This is a genomic window from Variovorax sp. GW460-12-1-14-LB1, assembly GCF_059423605.1.
In genome coordinates this window covers 55,806-77,377 of the sequence record NZ_JBWKYF010000008.1, presented here as the reverse complement: position 1 = coordinate 77,377, position 21,572 = coordinate 55,806, and the positions used below count along the sequence as shown (strand labels likewise).

Annotated in this window: 19 protein-coding genes; 7 read left to right on the top strand and 12 right to left on the bottom strand. The window is 69.0% G+C overall.

Features of this window, described 5'->3' with window-relative positions:
- The 8 genes from AC07Y4_RS06375 to AC07Y4_RS06340 form a co-directional block, all read right to left on the bottom strand.
- Positions 1-1,068, bottom strand: a complete 1,068-nt coding sequence (locus AC07Y4_RS06375) for a branched-chain amino acid ABC transporter permease (protein ID WP_062475876.1) — start codon at positions 1,066-1,068, stop codon at positions 1-3.
- Between the two features lie 13 nt (positions 1,069-1,081).
- Positions 1,082-2,062: a branched-chain amino acid ABC transporter permease gene (locus AC07Y4_RS06370; protein WP_062475880.1), complete on the bottom strand. Its 981-nt coding sequence runs from the start codon at positions 2,060-2,062 to the stop codon at positions 1,082-1,084.
- Complete coding sequence (locus tag AC07Y4_RS06365) at positions 2,059-2,787, bottom strand: ABC transporter ATP-binding protein (RefSeq protein WP_159277159.1); 729 nt, start codon at positions 2,785-2,787, stop codon at positions 2,059-2,061. Before AC07Y4_RS06365 ends, AC07Y4_RS06370 begins: the two co-directional genes overlap by 4 nt.
- Entirely contained in the window at positions 2,784-3,548 is a 765-nt protein-coding gene (locus AC07Y4_RS06360; RefSeq protein WP_062475886.1) for an ABC transporter ATP-binding protein, read from the bottom strand. Before AC07Y4_RS06360 ends, AC07Y4_RS06365 begins: the two co-directional genes overlap by 4 nt.
- A 48-nt stretch (positions 3,549-3,596) precedes the next feature.
- Positions 3,597-5,051, bottom strand: a complete 1,455-nt coding sequence (locus AC07Y4_RS06355) for an extracellular catalytic domain type 2 short-chain-length polyhydroxyalkanoate depolymerase (protein WP_487847101.1) — start codon at positions 5,049-5,051, stop codon at positions 3,597-3,599.
- Between the two features lie 175 nt (positions 5,052-5,226).
- Positions 5,227-6,414, bottom strand: coding sequence for a substrate-binding domain-containing protein (locus AC07Y4_RS06350; RefSeq protein ID WP_070060448.1), 1,188 nt, complete (start codon positions 6,412-6,414; stop codon positions 5,227-5,229).
- A 156-nt stretch (positions 6,415-6,570) separates the two neighbouring features.
- Positions 6,571-6,837 carry a hypothetical protein gene (locus tag AC07Y4_RS06345; RefSeq protein ID WP_095745066.1) on the bottom strand — a complete coding sequence of 89 codons (267 nt, stop codon included), beginning with the start codon at positions 6,835-6,837 and terminating at the stop codon, positions 6,571-6,573.
- Positions 6,834-8,375, bottom strand: coding sequence for a sigma-54 interaction domain-containing protein (locus AC07Y4_RS06340; protein WP_062475896.1), 1,542 nt, complete (start codon positions 8,373-8,375; stop codon positions 6,834-6,836). The genes AC07Y4_RS06345 and AC07Y4_RS06340 overlap by 4 nt, the downstream gene beginning before the upstream one ends.
- 128 nt (positions 8,376-8,503) lie before the next feature.
- Here AC07Y4_RS06340 and AC07Y4_RS06335 point away from each other — a divergent pair, with 128 nt between their 5' ends.
- Genes AC07Y4_RS06335 through AC07Y4_RS06320 form a run of 4 tightly spaced genes read left to right on the top strand, consistent with a single transcriptional unit; the run spans position 8,504 to position 15,019 of the window.
- Complete coding sequence (locus tag AC07Y4_RS06335; RefSeq protein WP_070060446.1) at positions 8,504-9,220, top strand: TetR/AcrR family transcriptional regulator; 717 nt, start codon at positions 8,504-8,506, stop codon at positions 9,218-9,220.
- Positions 9,217-10,707: an efflux transporter outer membrane subunit gene (locus AC07Y4_RS06330; protein WP_487847102.1), complete on the top strand. Its 1,491-nt coding sequence runs from the start codon at positions 9,217-9,219 to the stop codon at positions 10,705-10,707. The genes AC07Y4_RS06335 and AC07Y4_RS06330 overlap by 4 nt, the downstream gene beginning before the upstream one ends.
- The gene (locus AC07Y4_RS06325) at positions 10,704-11,888 is read left to right on the top strand and encodes an efflux RND transporter periplasmic adaptor subunit (protein WP_487847103.1); all 1,185 of its coding nucleotides are present in this window, start codon (positions 10,704-10,706) and stop codon (positions 11,886-11,888) included. The genes AC07Y4_RS06330 and AC07Y4_RS06325 overlap by 4 nt, the downstream gene beginning before the upstream one ends.
- 20 nt (positions 11,889-11,908) lie before the next feature.
- On the top strand, positions 11,909-15,019 hold the full coding sequence (locus AC07Y4_RS06320) for an efflux RND transporter permease subunit (RefSeq protein WP_487847104.1): 3,111 nt from the start codon (positions 11,909-11,911) through the stop codon (positions 15,017-15,019).
- Positions 15,020-15,049: 30 nt separating this feature from the next.
- Here AC07Y4_RS06320 and AC07Y4_RS06315 read toward each other — a convergent pair whose 3' ends face one another.
- The 4 genes from AC07Y4_RS06315 to AC07Y4_RS06300 all read right to left on the bottom strand — a co-directional run bounded on the left by AC07Y4_RS06315 (position 15,050) and on the right by AC07Y4_RS06300 (position 18,786).
- Complete coding sequence (locus AC07Y4_RS06315; protein WP_095745062.1) at positions 15,050-15,385, bottom strand: DMT family transporter; 336 nt, start codon at positions 15,383-15,385, stop codon at positions 15,050-15,052.
- Positions 15,386-15,593: 208 nt separating this feature from the next.
- Positions 15,594-17,117 carry a tripartite tricarboxylate transporter permease gene (locus AC07Y4_RS06310; protein WP_354343496.1) on the bottom strand — a complete coding sequence of 508 codons (1,524 nt, stop codon included), beginning with the start codon at positions 17,115-17,117 and terminating at the stop codon, positions 15,594-15,596.
- Positions 17,118-17,132: 15 nt separating this feature from the next.
- The gene (locus AC07Y4_RS06305) at positions 17,133-17,684 is read right to left on the bottom strand and encodes a tripartite tricarboxylate transporter TctB family protein (RefSeq protein ID WP_062482508.1); all 552 of its coding nucleotides are present in this window, start codon (positions 17,682-17,684) and stop codon (positions 17,133-17,135) included.
- A gap of 142 nt (positions 17,685-17,826) precedes the next feature.
- Positions 17,827-18,786 carry a Bug family tripartite tricarboxylate transporter substrate binding protein gene (locus tag AC07Y4_RS06300; protein WP_070060440.1) on the bottom strand — a complete coding sequence of 320 codons (960 nt, stop codon included), beginning with the start codon at positions 18,784-18,786 and terminating at the stop codon, positions 17,827-17,829.
- 132 nt (positions 18,787-18,918) lie between these two features.
- Here AC07Y4_RS06300 and AC07Y4_RS06295 point away from each other — a divergent pair, with 132 nt between their 5' ends.
- From AC07Y4_RS06295 to AC07Y4_RS06285, 3 genes are read left to right on the top strand one after another with little or no spacing between them, the layout of a single operon-like run.
- A complete protein-coding gene (locus tag AC07Y4_RS06295) occupies positions 18,919-19,599 on the top strand; it encodes a response regulator transcription factor (RefSeq protein WP_487847105.1) in 681 nt (226 codons plus the stop codon).
- 20 nt (positions 19,600-19,619) lie between these two features.
- Positions 19,620-21,038, top strand: coding sequence for a sensor histidine kinase (locus AC07Y4_RS06290; RefSeq protein WP_307693806.1), 1,419 nt, complete (start codon positions 19,620-19,622; stop codon positions 21,036-21,038).
- A 19-nt stretch (positions 21,039-21,057) separates the two neighbouring features.
- Positions 21,058-21,525: an RNA-binding S4 domain-containing protein gene (locus tag AC07Y4_RS06285; protein ID WP_062481157.1), complete on the top strand. Its 468-nt coding sequence runs from the start codon at positions 21,058-21,060 to the stop codon at positions 21,523-21,525.
- Positions 21,526-21,572: the final 47 nt, after the last annotated feature.

Here is a 21,572-nt window from a genome sequence, read left to right as displayed (position 1 = left end):
TCATTTCGCCGCCCTCGCCCTCAGCTTGCCGACGATGCCCGTGGGGAAGTAGTACACCGAGAGCACGAACAGCACGCCCAGCCACAGCAGCCAGCGGTCGGGCGACAGCAGCGCCGCGAGCCACGGCAGGCCGCTGGCGGCCTCGTTGCCCAGGCGCAGCAGGTCCTGCAGGTAGCTCTGCGCCACCACGAACAGCACCGCGCCGATGGCCGCGCCGTAGATCGTGCCCATGCCGCCGATCACCACGATCAGCAGCACGTCGATCATGATCTCGAAGCTCAGCGAGGTGTCGGGGCCGTTGTAGCGCAGCCAGATGGCGAGCATCGCGCCGGCCAGCGTGGCGAACAGCGCCGACAGCACGGCCGCCGTGGTGCGGTACACCACCACGCGGTAGCCGATGGCCTCGGCGCGGAACTCGTTCTCGCGGATGGCCTGCAGTACGCGCCCGAAGGGCGAGTTCACGATGCGCAGCATCGCCAGCACCAGCACCACCGCCGCCACGAACAGCAGGTAGTAGCACAGCAGACGCCCGTCGAGCGAGACGCCGAGGAAGGGCTCTTCGGCGAACTCGAAGCTCGGCGAGATCAGCTCGGGCAGCTTGAAGGTCAGGCCGTCCTCGCCGCCGGTGAAGTCCGACAGCTGCGAGGCGAGCGTCTGGAACGCCGAGGCCACGGCCAGCGTGATCATCGCGAAGAAGATCGCCCGCACCCGCAGCGAGAACAGACCGATGGCCAGCGAAAGCACCAGCGAGATCGCGAGCGACGCGCCCAGCCCCACCAGCACCGCGCCCCAGTTGGGCCCGAGCCGCGAGGCCGAGATGGCGATGCCGTAGGCACCGATGCCGAAGAACATCGTGTGCGCGAAGCTCACGATGCCGGTGTAGCCCAGCAGCAGGTCGAAGCTCGCGACCAGCACCACGAACACCAGGATCTTGGCCGCGACGCTGAGCGCCTTGACGCCCGGGAACAGGAACGGCGCAAAGGCCAGCGCCAGGAACAGGGCCAGCAGCAGCAGTGCCAGCAGGCGGCTGCGCGGCATGTCGTTGGAGAGAAGTCGTTTCAGGAACATGACGGCTTTCTCCTCAACGGTTCGCCACGGGGTACACGCCCTGCGGGCGCCACAGCAGCACGGCCACCATGAGGAAGATGCTCGCGAACTGCGTGAGCGTGGGCAGCAGGAAGCCGATGTAGTTCGTCATGAGTCCCACCAGCAGCGCGCCGAGCAGCGCCCCGCCGGTCGAGCCCAGCCCGCCGATGATGATCACGATGAAGATCAGCACGTTGACCTGCGCGCCCATCTGCGGCACCAGGTTCTGCTGGAACAGGCCCCACATCACGCCGCCCAGGCCGGCCAGCGCGCTGCCCACCACGAACACGCCCACGAACAGGCGCCCGATGCGGTAGCCCAGCGACTCGACCATCTCGCGGTCCTGCACGCCGGCGCGGATCAAGAGGCCGATCTTGGTGCGGCCCAGCGTCCAGGCCAGCACGCCGAACACCACCACGCCCACGGCCACCGCGAGCAGGCGGTACTTGCTGATGGCGGCGTCGCCGATCAGCAGCGAGCCGCGCAGCGCCTCGGGCAGCGGCAGCGGAATCTGCGCCGGGCCCCAGATCACCTTGATGAGCTCCTCGCCGATGATCATGCCGCCCATCGTGATGAGGATCTGCTTCAGGTGCTGGCCGTACACCGGCCGCACGATGAAGCGCTCGAAGGCCAGGCCGATGGCGCCGGCCACCGCCATCGCGGCAAGCATGGCCGGGAACACCGCCACGAGGTTGCGCCACAGCTCGCCCGAGCCGGTCCAGTCGCCCATGAGGCCGAGCACGCTGCTGGCCACGAAGGCGCCCAGCGCAATGAACACGCCGTGGCCGAAGTTCAGCACGTCCATCAGGCCGAACACCAGCGTGAGGCCCGAGGCGATGATGAAGATGATCATGCCCATCGCCAGCCCCGCCACCGTGAGCGTGAGCCAGGTCGAGACCGAGCCCGTGAGCGGCAGCGCCACGAGCGCGAGGATGGGGGCAAGAAGCAGAGGCTTCCAGTCGAAGTCGAGTTTCATAGGGCGAGTCCGAGCAGCGATTGCTGCAGTTGCGCATCGGCAGAGAACGCGGCCATCGAGCCGCTGTGCACCACGCGGCCGTTGTCCATCACCGCGACGGTGTCGCCCAGGCGCTGGGCGAAGTGGATGTTCTGTTCGACCAAGAGGATCGTCACGCCGCTTCGTTTGAGCTCGCCGAAGGCCTCGATCATGTTGTTGATCATCACGGGCGCCAGGCCCTTGCTGGGCTCGTCGATGATGAGCAGCTGGCGCGGCTCGACGATGGCGCGCGACACGGCCAGCATCTGCTTCTGTCCGCCCGACAGCTTGCCGGCCGGGTGGTTCCAGAATTTCTCGACCGCGGGGAAGAGCTTGAAGATCCACTTCAGCCGCGTGTCGTCGATGGCGTCGGCGTTCTTGGCGCCGCGCGCGGCCAGCACCATGTTCTCCTTCACCGTGAGGTCGGAGAAGATGCCCATGTTCTCGGGCACGTAGGCCACGCCGAGCTCGGCGATCTGCGGCGTGTGCAGGGCCGTGATGTCCTTGCCGGCGAACTGCACCCTGCCCTGCGACGCATGCCACAGGCCCATGATGGTGCGCAGCGTGGTGGTCTTGCCCGCGCCGTTGCGGCCCAGCAGCATGGTGAGTTGGCCCTTGGGCACGGCCAGATCGACGCCGTGCAGGATGTGGTACGCCCCGATGTGCGTCTGCACGCCTTCGAGGGTCAGCAAATTTTCGGTGCTCATGCGGCCTCCTTCGCGATGCCCAGGTAGGCCTCCTGCACGACCGGCGAGGCGATCACCTCGGCCGGTTCGCCGTCTGCCACGAGCGTGCCGTTGTGCAGCACGATGATGCGGTCCGCGAGTTCGCGCACCACGTCCATCTTGTGTTCGACCAGCAGGATGGTCTTGGTCTTGTCCTGCTTGAGCTTGCGGATCAGGTCGAGGATGACGGGCGCCTCGGCCGCATGCATGCCGGCCGTGGGCTCGTCGAACATGAAGACCTTGGGTTCGAGCGCCATCAGCAGCGCCACCTCGAGCTTGCGCTGGTCGCCGTGCGGCAGGCTGGCCACCGTGGCGTGGGCGCGCGGCTCGAGCGCCACGTCGGCCAGGATCTGCTCGGCGCGCTCGGTCAGCGCCTTGTGGTCGCTCCAGATGCTCCACAGGTTGAGCCCGTGGCGGTGGGCGCCGGCGCGCGTGGCCTGCACGGCGAGCCGCACGTTCTCCAGCACCGTGAGGTTCGGGAACAGGTTGGTGAGCTGGAACGCGCGCCCCAGCCCGGCGTGCGTGCGTGCCGACGGCGACAGGTGCGACAACGGTTGCCCGTCGAGCGACACCGTGCCGGCCGTGGCCTTGAGCTGCCCGGAGATCAGGTTGAAGTAAGTGGTCTTGCCCGCGCCGTTGGGGCCGACGATGGCCGTCAGCGTGCCTGGCGCGAATGCGCAGCTCACGCTGTTGACGGCCACGTGCCCTCCGAAGCGGATGGTCAGATCCCGGGTCTCAAGCATTGTGGAAAGGTCCTTGCGAATCGAAAAATCAGTGCAGGGTGAACGGCCTCAACAGGTGCCGATCACGTAGTAGTTGGTGCCCGTCTGCTTCAGCGTGGTCATGGCGTAGATGTTCCACAGGCCCATCGACTGGCCCGAGCCGTTGGCATAGGTCAGGCCCCACAGCGCATAGGCGCGCCCGGCCATGGTGTGCGTGTAGTTGCTCGCGGTGTAGCACGTGCCCCCGCCGCCCGGGCCCGCCGTGGTCGCGCCCGTGGCGGCCGCCGACATCGCGCCTTCGACGTTGCTCGCGTTCAGCGCGGCCACGGTCCAGCTGTAGGTACTCGACGCGGCCAGGCCGGTGTCGGTGTAGCTGGTGCCGGCCACCGGCGAGGCGTTGACCTTGCTGCCGCCGCGGTACACGTTGTAGCCCGATGCGCCCGACACGCCGGCCCAGCCGATCACCATGCTGCTGCTGGTCGCGCCCGAGGTGCCCACGCCGGTGGGCGCCGGCAGCCCGCCGCCGCCGGCCGAACCGGTGACGCGGTCGATCATGGCCTTCATGGCGGCCATCTGCGGGCCCGACTTCTTGGCGTAGTTGGCGCTGTCGTAGCCCCACCAGTCCCAGCAGCTGTTGGTGGCCGCGGTGCTGGTCTGCGGGTAGATCAGGATGATGTTGTTGGTGTCGGCCCAGCGGTTGTAGCCCGTCTTCTTGACGTACTGGTCGCTCACGTCGGTGTAGTTCTGCTTGCAGCCGTGCAGCACCAGGTGCACGCGGCACGAGGTGGTGGTGCAGGCTTGCGGCACGTAGAGCCAGCCGGTGGCGGCCACGCCGTGGCCGGAGACGAACTCCGACTGGTTGAACTCCGTGAAAGTGCCGCCCAGCGCGCCGTTGTTGCGCGGGTTCAGCGGACCGTACAGCTGCGTGAGGATCTCGCCCGCGAGGTCGAAGCCGCAGTTGTTGATGTACGGCGCGGCCGTGGTGCTGCAGGCGCCGCCGTAATCGTCGGTGACCATCGCGTGGCCGGCGCCGAGGTTGTTCTTGTAGACCGTGTTGGCGGCCGGCACGAAGCTCTGGTAGTACGTCTTCAGGTCGTCCATCACCGGCTGCTTGACGGTGTTGTCCGAAGTGCCCGAGAACAGGTAGACCTTGGAGTTCGTGAGGTTCGACACCGGGTCGATCGCACCGCTGGCGGCCCAGCTGTTGGTGGTGCTCACGAGCGTCGACACCGGGATGCTGGTGCTGTGCGTCATGCAGCGCCCGGTGGCATTGACCACCGAGCCTTCGGCGCAGTAGTACGGACCGCCAGCGACCACCCCCGCGCCGCGCTTGAAGGTGGCCGAGTAGGCCACGTGCAGCTGCACCGCCATGAAGCCGCCGGCCGACAAGCCGGACACGCTCACCTCCGCCGGGTTGGCGCCCAGTGCCGGCAGCGGCACGGCCGCCGTGGCGGCCTGCGCCGCCGCCGTGATCACCGCTGCTGCGGCAAACCCCTTCCAGTTGTTCCATCGCATCGCTGGCATCGCTGTCTCCTGTTGGTTTGTGTATCGAACGCTTGCTTGCAGACTGACGAATCGACCGTGGAGCGCGACAGCGTGCGCGGACGCAGGCTGGCGCTTCGCCCGGCGGCCATCCGGGGCGAAAAGGGGGCGGCGCCTGCATGCGCGCCGCGGGTTCAGGGAACGATCAGCGCCGTGTTCAGCGCTTGTTCTTGATCGGGATGTCCATCTCTTCGGGCTTGATTTCGTGCACCAGCTCCGGCACACCCCACGCGAACGCGGGGTCGGCCTTGATCTTGAAGTGGTACATCGACTGCATCGCCTGGTGGTCTTCCTTGCGGAAGGTCATCTTGCCCTTGGGCGTGTCGAAGCTCATGCCTTCCATGGTGCTGATGAGCTTGTTGGTGCCGGTGTCGCCGTTGGTCTTCTTCAGCGCCGTCACCACTGCCATCGCGGCCGAGAAGCCGCCGGCCGTGAAGAAGTCCGGCGGCGTCTTGAATTCCTTGTAGTGGGCCGCGACCATCGCCTCGTTCACCGGGTTCTTCGGAATGCCGAAGTAGTAGTAGGCCGCGCCTTCCATGCCCGGCAGCGACTTGTAGGCCGCCATGGCCGGCAGGATGTTGCCGCCGGTGGCGATCTCGATGCCGTAGCGCTTCAGGTCGAGGTCGACGATCTTGAACGGGTTGCCCGCGCCGGCCCAGACGATCCAGATGATCTTGCGGCCCGGCTGGTCCTTGAGCTTGTCGATCAGCCGCTGCGCGCCGGCCGTGAAGTCGGTGGTGGCGGGCGGCAGGTACTCCTCGTGCGCGAGCTTGGCTTTTTTCAGCGCGGCGCCGAAGGCCTTCACGCCGTCGCGGCCGAAGGCGTTGTCCTGCGCCAGCGTGGCGACGGTGACACCGGCCTTGTCGATGGCCACGGCGTTGGAGATCGCGTCCTGGCTCGAGTTGCGGCCGGTGCGGAAGATGTACTTGTTCCACTTGTCGCCGGTGATCGAGTCGGCCACGGCGGGCTCGACGATCAGGATCTTCTTGTACTCCTCGGCCACCGGCAGCATGGCCAACGCCACGCCCGAAGCGGTCGGGCCGACCGCGAGCGCGGCCTTGTCGTCGGAGTACGCGGCGGCCAGCAGCGACTTGCCCAGGTCGGGCTTACCCTGGTCGTCCTTCTCGATGACCACGAGCTTCTTGCCGTTGACCATCATCGTGCCGCCGGTGGCGTAGTTCAGGCCCATCATCAGGCCGGTCTGCGTCTGCTTGCCGTAGGCCTCCAGCGCGCCGGTCTTGCTGTAGACGTGGGCGATGCGGATCTCGTTCGATTGGGCCCAGGCGGGCATGGTGGCAACGGTGGCGCCCAGGGCGGCCAGGGCGATGAGGTGGCGACGGTGCATGTCTTGTCTCCTGATAAAGGTGACTGAATATTGCACAGTTCGTGCCACCTACCTAAGCCATTGATAACAAAGGCTTCCTCATTCGGTCGCAACCGGTTTCGCCTGATTTCAGTGCATTTGCGTTGTCTTTATTTCAGACAACTGTCTGCTGATCAGTCAGGGTTTCCCAGCAGAGTCGCGGCGCGCCGCGAGCCAGCTCTCGAACTCGCGCTCGGCCCGCATCCGCAGCTCGTTGCGCGTGTGGTTGCACACCGCGTGCGCGAGGCGCCGGTGCTTCTGCTGGCGCACGCCGCCCATCGTGGCGTCGAGCAGGTGTTCGATGGTGGCCGACTCGGGCCGACCGTGCGGCTCGTCGAAGTCCATCGGCAGCCCGCACCAATGGCAGTTCGGGCCGAAGGTGGAACGCAGTGCCTTGACGCTCATGAGAGGCCCATCCCCGTCATGCGCTCGTACAGCGTGGCGCGCGAGATGCCCAGCAGCCGCGAGGTCGCGAGCTTGTTGCCGCCGGTGCTTTCAAGCGCGGCGGCGATCGCCTTGCGTTCCAGCTCGGCCACCTGCTGCGACAGCGGGCGCAGCAGCGCCGCCTCCTGGTCGACGTCGCGCAGGCTGTGCGAGGTATCGGGCGCCTCGATCTGCTCCAGCCCCGCTTCGCGCAGGATGCGTTCGAGCTGCGCCGCGTCGATGCGCTGCGAGTCGCTGCGCATCGTCACCTGTTCCAGCACGTTGCGCAGCTCGCGGATGTTGCCGCGCCAGTGCTGGCCGGCCAAGAGCGCAAGCGCGTCGGGCGTGAGCTCGGGCGGCGCCTCGCCGCTGCGCAGCGCCATGTCTTCGCCCAGTGCCTCGACCAGCGCCGGGATGTCGCTGCGGCGTTCGCGCAGCGGCGGCACGCGCAGCGGCAGCACGTTCAGGCGGTAGTACAGGTCTTCACGGAACAGGCCACGACGCACCAGCTCGGGCAGGTCGCGCGAGGTGGCGGCGATCACGCGGGCGTCGAAGGGAATCAGCTTGTTGGAGCCCAGCGGTTCGATCTCGCCTTCCTGCAGCGCGCGCAGCAGCTTGGCCTGCAGGCCCAGCGGCATGTCGCCGATCTCATCGAGGAACAGGCTGCCGCCGTCGGCCAGCTTGAACTTGCCTTCGCGCCCGCGCTTGTCGGCGCCGGTGAAGGCGCCGGGGGCGAAGCCGAAGAACTCGGCCTCGAGCAGCGTGTCGGGCACGGCCGCGATGTTGACGCTGACGAACTGGCCCTTGGCGCGCGTGGACGACGCATGGATCGCATGCGCCAGCAGCTCCTTGCCGGTGCCGGTCTCGCCCAGCAGCAGCACCGGGCTGGTGGACTGCGCGGCGCGGCGCGCGTGGCGCTTCACTTCCACGGCCGCCGGGCTGCTGCCGATGAAGCTCGCGAAGGTGTACTTGGAACGGCGCTGGCCGTCGGGTGCGTGCTGGTACAGCGGGTTGTTGCGCTGGCTGGCCAGCTCGCGGCGGGCGTCGTCGAGGTCGCGCTGCAGCAGCGCGAACTTGCTGATGAGCGGTTGCAGCGTGGTCTCGGGCTGGTCGAACAGCACGATGCCGATGGCGCCGATGACCTTGCCCAGGCCCTCCCCGTCTTCGCGCTCCTCGCGCAGCGGGATGCGGCTCACGACGAAGGTGCCAGCCTTGTTGGTCAGCAGGTCGATGAGGATCGGCTCGCCCGTTTCGAGCACGCGGCGCATCATGGTGTTGGGGATCACGTCCTCGACCATGTGGCCCATGAACTCGTCGATGGATGAAAAACCCAGCGCCGGCAGGAAGCGGCGGTAGCCCTCGTTCACCCAGACGATGCGCCCGCTGCGGTCGACCAGGAACATGCCCTGGCTGATACTCGAAAACAGATGAAACATCGAGCGCGCGGCGAGCGCGAGGATGCCTTCGGCGTCCAGGGGCAAGGCGGGCGGCGGTGCGGCGGCAGAGGGAGCGACGGACATGCGCGGATCGTACTGTGTGCGGCACCCGCCCCTGCCGCGCGCAGGCCCACATGCAACCAAAAACAAAAGCCTTCAGCAAGCCTTAAGTAAATCAATCGTTTGATTTCAGTCATGCTCTAATCGCGCCGATGAACGCCAGGGACCCCCTCACGCCAACGCCCGTGCCGTCGCCGCGCCGCGCCCCTCGCAGCGACGGCGCCGAGGCGCGCCACCGCCTGCTGCACACCGCGCTGCGGCTGTTCGCCCAGAACGGTTTCGCCAAGACCTCGATCCGCGAGATCGCGCGCGAGGCCGGCGTGAACGTCTCGGCCATCAGCTACTACTTCGGCGACAAGGAGGGGCTGTACTCCGCCACCTTCAACGAGCCGATGGGCAGCGACTCGAACGACCTGGTGGCCGCCTGCAACGTGCCCGGCCAGTCGCTCGAAGCCACGCTGCGCATCTGCATGGCGGCCATGATCGATCCGCTCAAGCAGGGCGAGATCGTGCGCCAGTGCATCCAGCTGCACATGCGCGAGATGCTGGAGCCCACCAGCCAGTGGGCCAAGGAACTGGAGCGCGACATCAAGGGCCCGCACCGCGCCATCGTCGAACTGCTGTGCCGCCACCTGCAGGTGGAGCGCGCCGACGACGACATCCACCGCCTGACCTTCGCGATCACCGGGCTGTCGATGCAGCTGTACGTGAGCCAGGATTTCATCGAGGCCCTGCGCCCGTCGCTGCTGCGCACGCCGCGCGCCATCGACACCTGGGCCGACCGGCTCACGGGCTACGCGATGGCGCTGGTCCAGGCCGAAACCGCACGCCGCCGCCAGGTGGCCGCCGAGCAGAGAAAGAAGCCATGAGACGACTCCGACGGATTGCCCTTGTTCTGAGCCTGCCGCTGGGCCTCGGCCTTGCCGGCTGCGGCCTGACGCGCCCGCCCGCTTCGGTGCAGGCGCCCTTCCCCGCGCAATGGCACGCGCCCCTGCCCCACGGCGGCTCGCTGGCCGCGCTGGCCGAGTGGTGGCGCCAGCTCGACGACCCGCTGCTGGTCGAGCTGATCGCCGCCGCCGAAACCGCCAGCCCCAACCTTGCCAGCGCCGCGGCGCGCGTGGCCGAGGCGCGCTCCACGCGCGTGCAGGCCGGCGCGGCGCTGCTGCCCAGCCTGGACGGCACGGCATCGGCGAGCCGGGGCGTCTCGGGCTCGTCGTTCGGCGCGGGCGGCTCTTCGAGCAGCAGCAGCGCCTCCACCGCGCCGGTCACCACGCTGCAGGCCGGCCTGCAGTCGAAGTGGGAGATCGACCTGTTCGGCCGCCTGCGCGCCGACCGCGACGCGGCCCAGCAGAAGCTCGACAGCGCCACCGCCAAGTGGCACGACGCCCGTGTCGCCGTGGCGGCCGAAACGGCCAATGCCTACTTCGCCGAGCGCGCCTGTCAGCAGCAGTTGAACGTGTCCGAGTCGGATGCCAAGTCGCGCGGCGAAACGGCGCGGCTCACCGACCTGTCGGCGCGCGCCGGCTTCACCGCGCCGGCCGACGCCGCGCTGGCGCGTGCCAGTGCCTCCGACGCCTCGGGCCGCCTCACGCAACAGCGCGCCCTGTGCGTGGTGCAGCGCAAGGCGCTGGTCGCACTCAGCGGGCTCGACGAACCCACGCTCGCGCAGAAGCTCGCGGCCTCGCCCACGCAGCGCGCGCTGCCGGTGGTCGGTGCCATCGCCAGCGTGCCGGCGCAGGCGCTCTCACAGCGGCCCGACGTGTACGCAGCCGAACTCGGCGTGGCCGCGGCCAGCGCCGAGGTGGGCTCGGCCGAGGCCGAGCGCTATCCCAAGCTCACGCTCTCGGGCTCGATCGGCCGCATGCAGATCCGCACCAGCGGCTTTCGCGAATCGCTCGACACCTGGACCGTCGGGCCGCTGTCGCTCACCGTGCCGCTGCTCGATGGCGGCGCGCGCGCGGCCAACGCCGAGGCGGCCAAGGCGCGCTACACCGAGGCCGTGTCGCTCTACCGCGCCAACGTGCGCCAGGCCGTGCGCGAGGTCGAAGAAGCCCTGGTGAACCTCGACGCCACCACCGCGCGCAGCACCGACGCCGACAGCGCGGTGAAGAACTACCAGGCCTCGTTCGACGCCACCCAGGCCCGCTACAGCAGCGGCCTGGCCAGCCTGTTCGAGCTCGAGGACTCGCGGCGCACGCTGTTCGCCGCGCAGACCGCGCGCGTCTCGCTGCAGCGCGAGAGCACCGAAGCCTGGGTCTCCCTGTACCGCTCGATGGGCGGCGGCTGGAGCCGCCCCGCCGAAGCATCGTCCTCTATGACCACCACCCCGGCCGCCAAGGTCGCGACGTCGCCATGAAAACAATGAAGCGTTCCACCCTTGTCCTCGCGCTGCTGGCGCTGATCGTCGTCGTTGGCGCAGGCCTGTGGCTCACCCGCAAGCCGGCCGACGACAAGGCCGCACCCGCCGCGAAAGGCCCCACCCAGCGCCCGGCGCTGACCGTCTCGGTCGCCAGGCCCGAGGCCACCGAACTGACCGTCACGCTGGCGGCCAACGGCAACGTGGCGGCCTGGCAGGAGGCCGTGATCGGCTCCGAGTCGAACGGCCTGAAGCTGGCAGAGGTGCGCGTCAACGTGGGCGACACCGTGAAGAAGGGCCAGGTGCTCGCGGTGTTCTCGCCCGAGACGGTGCAGGCCGACATCGCGCAGGCGCGCGCCTCGCTGGCCGAGGCCCGCGCCTCGGCGGCCGACGCCGCCGGCAACGCCGCGCGCGCCCGCACGCTGCAGGCCACGGGCGCGCTGAGCCAGCAGCAGATCAACCAGTACCAGACCACCGAGCAGACCGCCAAGGCGCGCGCCGAAGCGGCCGAGGCCGTGCTGGCCGCGCAGCAGGTGCGCGGGCGCAACACGCAGGTGCTGGCACCCGACGACGGCGTGATCTCCGCGCGCACCGCCACGGTGGGCAGCGTGGTGGGCGCCGGCACCGAGCTGTTCCGGCTGATCCGCCAGGGCCGGCTCGAGTGGCGCGCCGAAGTCACCTCGGCCGAGCTGGGCCGCGTGGCCGTGGGCACGCCGGCCTTCGTGGTCAGCGCCAGCGGCGCGCAGGTGAAGGGCACGGTGCGCAGCATCGCGCCCACGGTCGATCCGCAGACGCGCGCGGCGCTGGTCTACGTCGACCTGCCCAACGTGCAGCAGAACACCGGCGTGAAGGCCGGCATGTTCGCGCGCGGCGATTTCGAACTCGGCCGCAGTTCCGCGCCGACGGTGCCGCAAAGCGCGATCGTGCCGCGCGACGGCTTCAACAACGTCTTCACGCTGCTGCCCGACGGCCGCGTGGCGCAGCTCAAGGTGCAGACCGGCCGCCGCCTGAAGGACCGCGTGGAGATCACCAACGCCCTGCCCGAGGGCGTGCAGATCGTGGTGCAGGGTGCGGGCTTCCTCAACGATGGCGACCTGGTGCGCGTGGTGGACGCCACGCCCGCGGCCGCCGCGGCCGCCACCCCGGCGAAGGCGGGGGCATCCGCCCCTTCGCCTAAATAAGCCAACACAAGGAACACGCCATGAACGTTTCCGCCTGGTCCATACGCAACCCCATTCCGGCGGTGATGCTGTTCGTGCTGCTCACCTTCGGGGGGCTGTTGTCGTTCAACGCCATGAAGGTGCAGAACTTCCCGGACATCGACCTGCCGACCGTCACCGTCTCGGCCTCGCTGCCGGGCGCCGCACCCTCTCAATTGGAGACCGACGTCGCGCGCAAGCTCGAGAACTCCATCGCCACCATCCAGGGCCTGAAGCACATCACGACCAAGGTGCAGGACGGCGCCGCCACGCTGATCGTCGAGTTCCGCCTCGAGAAGCCCGTGCAGGAGGCCGTGGACGACGTGCGCTCGGCCGTGCAGAAGGTGCGCGCCGACCTGCCCGCCGACGTGCGCGACCCGGTCGTCACCAAGCTCGACTTCGCGGCCCAGCCGGTGCTGGCCTTCACCATCGCCTCGTCGCGCATGGACAACGAGGCGCTGAGCTGGTTCGTCGACAACGACATCACCAAGAAGCTGCTCGCGCTGCCCGGCGTGGGCGCCGTGAACCGCGTGGGCGGCGTCACGCGCCAGGTGCACATCGACCTCGACCCGGCCAAGCTGCAGGCGCTGGGCGCCTCGGCGGCCGACATCTCGCGCCAGCTGCGCCAGGTGCAGACCGAAAGCGCGGGCGGGCGCATCGACCTGGGCGGCAGCGAACAGCCGGTGCGCACCATGGCCACCGTGCAGTCGGCCGACCAGCTCGCCGACATGCAGATCGCACTGAGCGACGGCCGCCGCATCCGCCTGGACCAGGTGGCGCGCATCAGCGACACCATCGCCGAGCCGCGCGCCGCCGCGCTGCTCAACGGCAAGCCGGTGGTGGGCTTCGAGGTGGCCCGCAGCCGCGGCGCCAGCGAGGTCGAAGTGGGCCGCGCCATCCAGAAGGCGCTGGCCGACCTGCGCGTGCAGCGCCCCGACATCGAGCTGACCGAGGCCTTCAACTTCGTCGACCCGGTGGAAGAAGAGTACGACGGCTCGCTGCACCTGCTGTACGAGGGCGCCATCCTCGCGGTGATCGTGGTGTGGCTCTTCCTGCGCGACTGGCGCGCCACCTTCGTCTCGGCCGTGGCGCTGCCGATGTCGGTGATTCCGGCCTTCGTCGGCATGTACCTGCTGGGCTTCTCGGTCAACGTGATCTCGCTGCTCGCGCTCTCATTGGTGGTCGGCATATTGGTGGACGACGCCATCGTGGAGGTCGAGAACATCGTGCGCCACCTGCGCATGGGCAAGTCGCCCTACCAGGCGGCCATGGAGGCGGCCGACGAAATCGGCCTGGCCGTGATCGCCACCACCTTCACGCTGATCGCGGTGTTCCTGCCCACGGCCTTCATGAGCGGCGTGGCCGGCAAGTTCTTCAAGCAGTTCGGCTGGACCGCCTCGCTCGCGGTGTTCGCCTCGCTGGTGGTGGCGCGGGTGCTCACGCCGATGATGGCGGCCTACATCCTCAAGCCGATCGTCGGCGCCGAGAAGGAGCCGGGCTGGCTGCGCTGGTACATGCGCGCCGTGACGTGGAGCACGCACAACCGTTTCAAGACGATGGTGATGGCCACCCTCTTCTTCTTCGGTTCGCTGGCGATGATCCCGCTGCTCAAGACCGGCTTCATCCCGGCCGACGACAACTCGCAGACGCAGGTCTACCTGTCGCTGCCGCCGGGCTCCACGCTGGCACAGACCACGGCCGCGGCCGAGGAAACGCGCCGCCGCGTGATGAAGATCAACCACGTGAAGAGCGTCTACACCACGGTGGCGGGCGGCAGCGCCGGCGGCGACCCGTTCGCGAACTTCGGCACGCCCGAGACGCGCAAGGCCACGCTGACGATCCAGCTCGACCCGCGCGGCGACCGGCCGCGCAAGCAGGTGATCGAGAAAGAGATCCGCACCGCGCTCGAAACCCTGCCCGGCGTGCGCAGCACCGTGGGCCTGGGCGGCTCGGGCGAGAAGTACATCCTGGTGCTCACGGGCGAAGACCCGGTGGCGCTGTCGGCCGCCGCGGGTGCGGTCGAGAAAGACCTGCGCACCATTCCCGGCCTGGGCAACATCACCTCGACCGCGAGCCTGATCCGCCCCGAGATCGCCGTGCGCCCCGACTTCGCGCGCGCCGCCGACCTGGGCGTGACCAGCTCGGCCATCGCCGAGACGCTGCGCGTGGCCACGCTGGGCGACTACGACCAGGCGCTGGCCAAGCTCAACCTCGCGCAGCGGCAGGTGCCGATCGTGGTGAAGCTCGAAGACTCGGCACGGCAAGACCTCGACCTCATCGGTCGCCTGTCGGTGCCGGGCGCGCGCGGGCCCGTCATGCTGAGCCAGGTGGCCTCGCTCACGATGGAAGGCGGCCCGGCCGTCATCGACCGCTACGACCGTTCGCGCAACGTCAACTTCGAGATCGAGCTGTCGGGCGTGGGCCTGGGCGATGCCAAGACCGCCGTCGAGGCCCTGCCCTCGATCCAGAAGCTGCCGCCGGGCGTGCGCATCGCCGAGGTGGGCGACGCCGAAGTGATGACCGAGCTGTTCGCCAGCTTCGGCCTGGCGATGCTCACGGGCGTGCTGTGCATCTACATCGTGCTGGTGCTGCTGTTCAAGGACTTCCTGCACCCGGTGACCATCCTGTGCGCGCTGCCGCTCGCGCTGGGCGGCGCCTTCGTGGGCCTGCTGATCGGGCAGAAGGCGCTGTCGATGCCCTCGCTGATCGGCCTGATCATGCTGATGGGCATCGCCACGAAGAACTCCATTCTTCTGGTGGAGTACGCCATCGTGGCGCGCCGCGACCACGGCATGAGCCGCTGGGACGCGCTGCGCGACGCCTGCCACAAGCGCGCGCGGCCCATCATCATGACCACGCTCGCCATGGGCGCCGGCATGCTGCCCATTGCCGTGGGCTTCGGCACCGCCGACTCGAGCTTCCGCTCGCCGATGGCGATGGCGGTGATCGGCGGGCTGATCACCTCCACGGTGCTGAGCCTGCTGGTGGTGCCTGCCGTGTTCACCTACGTGGACGACATCGAGCACTGGATCCGCCGTACCGTGCGCAAGGTGCGCGGGCAGCCGGCCGACCCGCACATCGACGACGACCTGGTCGAGGCGCCGCAGCGCTGAGACCTCCGAGCGCGGGCAGCGGTGAAGCCGCTACCGCGCCTCGATGTTCAGCACCACCACGCCTGCCACGATGGCGAGCAGGCCGACCACGCGGGTCAGCGTGACCGCTTCACCGAACCAGACCATGCCGGCGACCGCGATCAGCGCGGTGCCGGCACCGGCCCAGACCGCGTAGCCCAGCCCCACATCCAGTTCGCGCACCGCGAGCGACATGAGCCAGATCGCGCCGGCATAGCAGGCGGCGGTGAGCAGCGATGGCAACAGGCGGGTGAACCCTTCGGCATGGCGAAGGGCGATGGTGCCGGCGACTTCCGCCGCCACGCTGGCCGCAAGCAGCAGCCAGGCCAGAGTCTGTGGACTCTTCATGGGAATACCTCGTCACACCCCTGCCGTACCGGGCATGGAATGCGGGCGATGCAAGCGGTACCCCGAACGAAGCCGCCATTCTGGGGACATGCGGCGACGCGGTGATGACTGCGCGGTCAAGCCCCTTGGCGCCGCAGGCGCATTCAAAAAAAATGCCGCGGGCGCCAATCGCCCGCGGCATGTGAACCGAAAAAGAAAGTCGGTCGCGTCAGGCGTCCAGCTGCGCCAGCCGCTTCAGCTTGCGTTCGCTCATGCGCTTGGCCAGGCGCGGCAGCACCAGCACGGCGACGATGGCGATGATCACCACGATCGACTCGGGGCGCTGGAAGAACACGATCGGGCTGCCCTGCCCCATGGCAATGGCGTTGCGCAGGTTGGCTTCGGCGAGCGGGCCGAGGATCATGCCGACCACCACAGGCGCGGTCGGAAAGTCGAAGCGCCGCATCACCACGCCCAGGAGGCCGATGCCGAACAGCAGGAACAGGTCGAAGGTGTTCTGACGCATGCCGTAGGCACCCACGGTCGCGAAGATCAGGATGCCGGCGTACAGCTGCGGCTTCGGGATCTTGAGCAGCTTGACCCACAGGCCGACCATCGGCAGGTTCAGCACCAGCAGCATCAGGTTGCCGATGTACAGCGAAGCGATCAGCGCCCAGACGAGCGCGGCCGAGGTGGTGAACAGCTGCGGGCCCGGCTGGATGCCGTAGTTCTGGAACGCGCCCAGCATGATGGCCGTGGTGTTCGAGGTGGGAATGCCCAGCGTGAGCAGCGGGATCAGCGCGGCAGTCACCGTGGCGTTGTTGGCGGCCTCGGGGCCGGCCACGCCTTCGATGGCGCCGGTGGTGCCGAACTCGGCCTTGGCATCGGCGTCCTTCGCGAGCTTCTTCTCGGTGGCGTAGCTCAGGAAGGTCGGGATCTCGGTGCCGCCGGCCGGGATGCAGCCGAAGGGCGTGCCGATGGCCGCGCCGCGCAGCCAGGCGGGAATGGAACGCTTCCAGTCGCGCGAGGTCATGTGCACGCGGGTCAGCTTGTTCTGGCCCTCGACCACGCGGCCTTCGTACAGCACGGCGTACAGCACCTCGGCCACCGCAAAGAGGCCCACCGCCACCAGCACGATCTCGATGCCGTCGAGCAGCTCGGGCATGTTGCCGGTGTAGCGGCCCTGGCCGGTGATCTGGTCCAGGCCCACGCAGCCGATGGCCAGGCCGACGAACAGCGCCGTCATGCCGCGCAGCGTGCTCTTGCCGAGCACCGCGCTCACCGTGGTGAAGGCCAGCAGCATCAGCAGGAAGTACTCGGGCGCCGCCAGGCGCACGGCGTAGTCGGCCACGAAGGGCGCGAACAGCGTGACGACCACGGTGGCGATGGTGCCGGCCACGAAGGAGCCGATGGCCGCGGTGGCGAGCGCGGCGCCCGCGCGGCCGCTCTTGGCCATCTTGTTGCCTTCCATCGCCGTGACCATGCTGGCGGTTTCGCCGGGCGTGTTCAGCAGGATCGAGGTGGTCGAGCCGCCGTACATGGCGCCGTAGTAGATGCCCGAGAAGAAGATCATCGAGGCCGTGATGTCGACCTTGCCGGTGATCGGCAGCAGCATCGCCACCGCCACGGCGGGGCCGATGCCGGGCAGCACGCCCACGGCCGTGCCCAGGGCACAGCCGATGAGGCACCACAGCAGGTTGATGGGGGTGATCGCGGCCGCGAAGCCGGTCATCAGTGCGTTGAAGATATCCATTTGGCGTGGCTCCGCTCAGATCCAGCCGGTGCTGGTGAGACCCGGCAGGCTGATGGCCAGGAACTTGGTGAACATCCAGAAGACCGGGGCCGAGATCGCCAGGCCCGTCACCAAGTCGGTGACCCAGGTGGCCGGTGCGTTGACCTTGGCCTGCCCGGCGGCGCGGCGCAGGCCCTGCACGGCCAGCAGGTAGCACAGCGCGCAGCTCAGGATGAAGCCGATGCTGGTGATGAGCGCCGCATTGAGCAGCAGGCCCGCCGCCACCCAGATGAAGCCGGGCCAGTAGGCGGTGTCGGCGCCCGAGGGCGCGTCGAGCTCGCGAAAGCCCCCGCTGAACGCTTCCCAGGTGATCCACGCGCCGCAGACCATCAGGACGATCGAGACCATCCAGGGCAGGAAGTTGGGGCCGACGCCGCCGTAGCCGGCTTCGGAAGAAATGCCGATGGCGCCGAAGGCCAGCGCAGCGCCGGTCAGCAGCACGCCGAGACCGACGACGTATTGCGGCCAGCGGGCCGCGCCGGAGGTAGCCTCAGCGGAATGTGAGACCGAGGATTCTGGAGTTGTCATTTTTTGCTCCCGCAGTCGTGGGGAAAAAGAAGGCCCCTTCCAGAAACACCGCAAGCCGGCTTTGCCGGGCCGCGGGTGTTGCCCCCGGAAGGGGGTTGGCGTGCACGACACGAAGGGCGCGCAGCCTGGGGGCGACTCAAACTCAGACCATGCCGGACTTGGCCATGATCGCGCGCAGGCTGGCGAAGTCGTCGTCGACGAACTTGGCGAAGGCATCGCCCGACAGCACGGCCGGCGTCCAGTCGTTCTTCTTGAGCGACTCGGCCCACGACGGGCTCTTGAGCGCGGCCAGCACCATGTCGGTCAGGGCCTTGCGCTGCTCGGCCGAGATGCCGGGCGCGCCGTACACGCCGCGCCAGTTGCCGATCTCGACATCGATGCCCTGTTCCTTCAGGGTCGGCACATTGATGCCCGGCAGGCGCTGGGCGGAGGTGACAGCAATGGGTTTCATCTTGCCGGCGGCGATGTACTCGGCGAATTCGCTGTAGCCGCTGCCGCCGATGGTGACGTTGCCGCCCAGGATGGCGGCGGTGGCTTCACCGCCTCCGCGGAAGGCCACGTAGTTGATCTTGGACGGATCGGCGCCGACCTTCTGCGCGATCATGGCCGCGGCGATGTGCTCGGTGGAGCCGCGCGAACCGCCGCCCCACTTGACGCTGCCCGGGTCTTTCTTGAGCTGCTCGACCACGTCCTTCATGGTCTTGAAGGGCGAGTTCGACGGCAGCACGAACACGTTGTATTCGGTGGTCAGGCGCGCGATGGGCGTGGCCTGCGACAGGTTGACCGGCGGCTTGCCGGTGATGATGCCGCCCAGCATGACCGAGCCCATGACCATCAGCGCGTTGGCATCGCCCTTGGAGCCGTTGACGAACTGGGCCAGGCCCAGCGCACCGGCAGCGCCGCCCTTGTTGTCGTAGGCGACGGTGTCGGCCACCTTGGCGTCGGTCAGGGCCTTGCCCAGCGCGCGGCCGGTGGTGTCCCAGCCGCCACCCGGGTTGGCCGGGATCATCATCTTGACGTTGGCGGCAGCGCGCGCCGACAGCGGCAAGGCGCCGGCAGCGGCCAGTGCGGCCAGGGACTTCAAAAAGGTATCGCGACGCATCGTTGGTGTCTCCTGAGAACTTGGGAACGGATGGAACCTGACTTGGACCTGAGCCGCTATCATGCGCCGCCCCGCTGTCAGTTGGCTGTCCACCAGACTGGGGAAAACACCGAAGTACCGACCCCTGCCCGTATGAAGCTGCTGCTCGTCGAAGACGACCCCTCGATGCAAATCACCCTGCAGCGCACCCTCGGGCGCCGCCGCATCGACGTGCGCATCTGCGGCGACGGCGCGCAGGCGATCGCGCAGTGGCGCGCCGTCGAGCCCGACGTGGTCGCGCTCGACCTGAGCCTGCCGCACGTCGATGGCCTGCAGGTGCTGGCCCAGGCGCGCGCCGAGGGCCTGCGCACGCCGGTGCTGCTGCTGACCGCGCGTGGCACGGTGGGCGACCGCATCATGGGCCTGAACGCCGGCGCGGACGACTACCTGCCCAAGCCCTTCGACCTGGACGAGCTCGAGGCCCGCATCCGTGCGCTGCGCCGGCGCAGCCTGAGCGCGGGGCCCGACCCCACGCTGAACCCGCTGGAGGTCGGCAGCCTGCGCTTCGAGCCCGACAACGGCGCCGTCTACCACCGCTCGGAACTGCTCGAGCTCACGCCGCGCGAGCTCGCGCTGCTCAAGGCGCTGATGATGAAACCCGGCCACGCGGTCACCAAGGAGCGCCTGTTCGAGCTGGTGTTCCCGGGCGAATCCGAGGTGCAGTACGAGGCCATCGAGGTGGTCGTGTACCGCCTGCGCAAGAAGCTGGTGGGCACCGGCACGGTGCTGATGACGATGCGCGGCCTGGGCTATCTCTTGCGGGCCGAGGCTTGAGGGCGGCCCTGCGGCGCACGATGTCGTCCCTGCGCGCGCGGCTCCTGCTCGGCATCCTGGTGCCGGTGGCGGTGTTCGTCGTGATCAACAGCGTGAGCCTGTACCGCCAGAGTCTGGCGGCAGCCACCACCGCCTACGACCGCACGCTGCTGGCCTCGGCCAAGACCATCGGCGAGCAGCTCGACGTGGAAGGCTACGACGACATGGCGCGGCTGCGCGCGATCGTGCCCTACTCCGCGCTCGAGGCCTTCGAGGCCGACAACCGCAGCCGGCTGTTCTATCGGGTGTCGGCGCTCGACGGCGAGATGGTCTCGGGCTTCGCCGAACTGCCCTTCTGGCGCGGGCGCATCCCCGACCGCGGGGCGTATGCGGCGCTGGTCGATTTCTACGACGCCGAGTTTCGCGGCCAGCCGGTGCGCGTCGCCGTGATGCTGCAGCCGGTGGCCAGCGCGCGCGGCCGCGGCATGGCCGTGGTGCAGGTGGCCGAGACACTGGAGCTGCGCGAGACACTCGTGCGCAAGCTGCTGCTCGACATGCTCTGGCGCCAGCTGCTGCTGATGGGCGTGATCGCGCTGGTCACCGTCGTCGTCGTGCAACGCGCCACGCGGCCGGTGCGCGAGCTCGGCGAAGCCATCGAGCGGCGCCCCGAAGACGACCTCTCGCCCATCGACGCGCCCGGCGCCCCGGCCGAGCTGCGCCCGCTCATCGACGCCACCACCGAGGTCATGGGCCGGCTGCAGCGCCTGCTCGACCACCAGAAGCGCTTCGTGCGCGATAGCGCCCACCAGCTGCGCACGCCGCTGGCCGTGCTGAAGGCGCAGGTGCAGTCGGCGCGCCGCGGCGACGTGGCGCCCGAGCAGGCGCTGGTCGAGATCAGCCAGACCGTCGAGCGCGCCACCACGCTGGCCAACCAGATGCTGTCGCTGGCCAAGGTGGAGCAGCTGCGCCAGCAGCCCGAGTCGGCGCTGCTCGACCTGGGCGACGTGGTGCGCCACATCGCGCTCGACCTGTCGCCGCTGGTGGCCGACAAGGCGCTCGATTTCGAGCTGGCCGCCGACGACGCGGTGACGGTGCGCGCGCACCAGTGGATGCTGCAGGAGCTCACGCGCAACCTGCTGCACAACGCCATCAAGCACAGCCCCACGGGCGCGCCGCTCTCGGTGCGCGTGCACGCCGAGGGCGACGAGGCCGTGCTCACCGTGCGCGACGACGGCCCAGGCATTTCCGCCGAACTGCGCCAGCGCCTGTTCGCGCCCTTCTCGGCGGGCAACACCGCGAGCGGCTCGGGCCTGGGCCTGGCGATCTGCCGCGAGATCGTTCTGGCCCTGGGTGGACGCATCAGCCTCGACAACCGCACGGTACCCAACCCTGGCGGCACCGACCGCGTGACCGGGCTCGACGCCGTGGTGCGGCTGCCGCTGTCGCGCCACAATGGCTGACCTTTCTTTTCCGACCTTCATGGACCGTCTGCGCATCGACAAGTGGCTCTGGGCCGCCCGCTTCTTCAAGACCCGTTCGCTGGCCGCGGACGAAATCGGCAAGAACCGCATCCAGGTGAACGGCGAGGTCGCCAAGGCCTCGCGCGAGGTCAAGGCCGGCGACACCGTCGCGATGCGCCTGGGCCCGCTCACGCGGACCGTGACCGTGCGCGGCCTCAGCGGCCAGCGCGGCCCGGCGCCCGTGGCCCAGCAGCTGTACGAGGAAACGCCCGAGAGTCTGGCGGCGCAGGCCGCCTTCCGCGAGCAGCGCCGCATGGGCAGCGAGCCGGCCCTGGCCATCGAGCAGGGCCGCCCGACCAAGCGCGACCGGCGCGAGATCGACGGCGTGCGCCACCAGGCCGAGTGGGACAACCGCTGGAGCGCATCGATCGACGAAAGCAACGGCGACGACGACCACCCGCCGCCGCGCGGGCGCCCGCAACGCTGATTCGCGTACCCTGCGGGCTTCGTTTCTTTTTTGACGGAGCGCCCGCA

What these genes read in the sequence shown, in the direction of transcription:
- AC07Y4_RS06340 (WP_062475896.1), bottom strand. Translation starts at nt 8,375, where the DNA reads ATGTCCGTCGCTCCCTCTGCCGCCGCACCGCCGCCCGCCTTGCCCCTG.
- AC07Y4_RS06375 (WP_062475876.1), bottom strand. Translation starts at nt 1,068, where the DNA reads ATGTTCCTGAAACGACTTCTCTCCAACGACATGCCGCGCAGCCGCCTG.
- AC07Y4_RS06315 (WP_095745062.1), bottom strand. Translation starts at nt 15,385, where the DNA reads ATGAAGAGTCCACAGACTCTGGCCTGGCTGCTGCTTGCGGCCAGCGTG.
- AC07Y4_RS06285 (WP_062481157.1), top strand. Translation starts at nt 21,058, where the DNA reads ATGGACCGTCTGCGCATCGACAAGTGGCTCTGGGCCGCCCGCTTCTTC.
- AC07Y4_RS06350 (WP_070060448.1), bottom strand. Translation starts at nt 6,414, where the DNA reads ATGCACCGTCGCCACCTCATCGCCCTGGCCGCCCTGGGCGCCACCGTT.
- AC07Y4_RS06365 (WP_159277159.1), bottom strand. Translation starts at nt 2,787, where the DNA reads ATGAGCACCGAAAATTTGCTGACCCTCGAAGGCGTGCAGACGCACATC.
- AC07Y4_RS06355 (WP_487847101.1), bottom strand. Translation starts at nt 5,051, where the DNA reads ATGCCAGCGATGCGATGGAACAACTGGAAGGGGTTTGCCGCAGCAGCG.
- AC07Y4_RS06300 (WP_070060440.1), bottom strand. Translation starts at nt 18,786, where the DNA reads ATGCGTCGCGATACCTTTTTGAAGTCCCTGGCCGCACTGGCCGCTGCC.
- AC07Y4_RS06330 (WP_487847102.1), top strand. Translation starts at nt 9,217, where the DNA reads ATGAGACGACTCCGACGGATTGCCCTTGTTCTGAGCCTGCCGCTGGGC.
- AC07Y4_RS06325 (WP_487847103.1), top strand. Translation starts at nt 10,704, where the DNA reads ATGAAAACAATGAAGCGTTCCACCCTTGTCCTCGCGCTGCTGGCGCTG.
- AC07Y4_RS06345 (WP_095745066.1), bottom strand. Translation starts at nt 6,837, where the DNA reads ATGAGCGTCAAGGCACTGCGTTCCACCTTCGGCCCGAACTGCCATTGG.
- AC07Y4_RS06370 (WP_062475880.1), bottom strand. Translation starts at nt 2,062, where the DNA reads ATGAAACTCGACTTCGACTGGAAGCCTCTGCTTCTTGCCCCCATCCTC.
- AC07Y4_RS06360 (WP_062475886.1), bottom strand. Translation starts at nt 3,548, where the DNA reads ATGCTTGAGACCCGGGATCTGACCATCCGCTTCGGAGGGCACGTGGCC.
- AC07Y4_RS06320 (WP_487847104.1), top strand. Translation starts at nt 11,909, where the DNA reads ATGAACGTTTCCGCCTGGTCCATACGCAACCCCATTCCGGCGGTGATG.
- AC07Y4_RS06335 (WP_070060446.1), top strand. Translation starts at nt 8,504, where the DNA reads ATGAACGCCAGGGACCCCCTCACGCCAACGCCCGTGCCGTCGCCGCGC.
- AC07Y4_RS06310 (WP_354343496.1), bottom strand. Translation starts at nt 17,117, where the DNA reads ATGGATATCTTCAACGCACTGATGACCGGCTTCGCGGCCGCGATCACC.
- AC07Y4_RS06305 (WP_062482508.1), bottom strand. Translation starts at nt 17,684, where the DNA reads ATGACAACTCCAGAATCCTCGGTCTCACATTCCGCTGAGGCTACCTCC.
- AC07Y4_RS06290 (WP_307693806.1), top strand. Translation starts at nt 19,620, where the DNA reads ATGTCGTCCCTGCGCGCGCGGCTCCTGCTCGGCATCCTGGTGCCGGTG.
- AC07Y4_RS06295 (WP_487847105.1), top strand. Translation starts at nt 18,919, where the DNA reads ATGAAGCTGCTGCTCGTCGAAGACGACCCCTCGATGCAAATCACCCTG.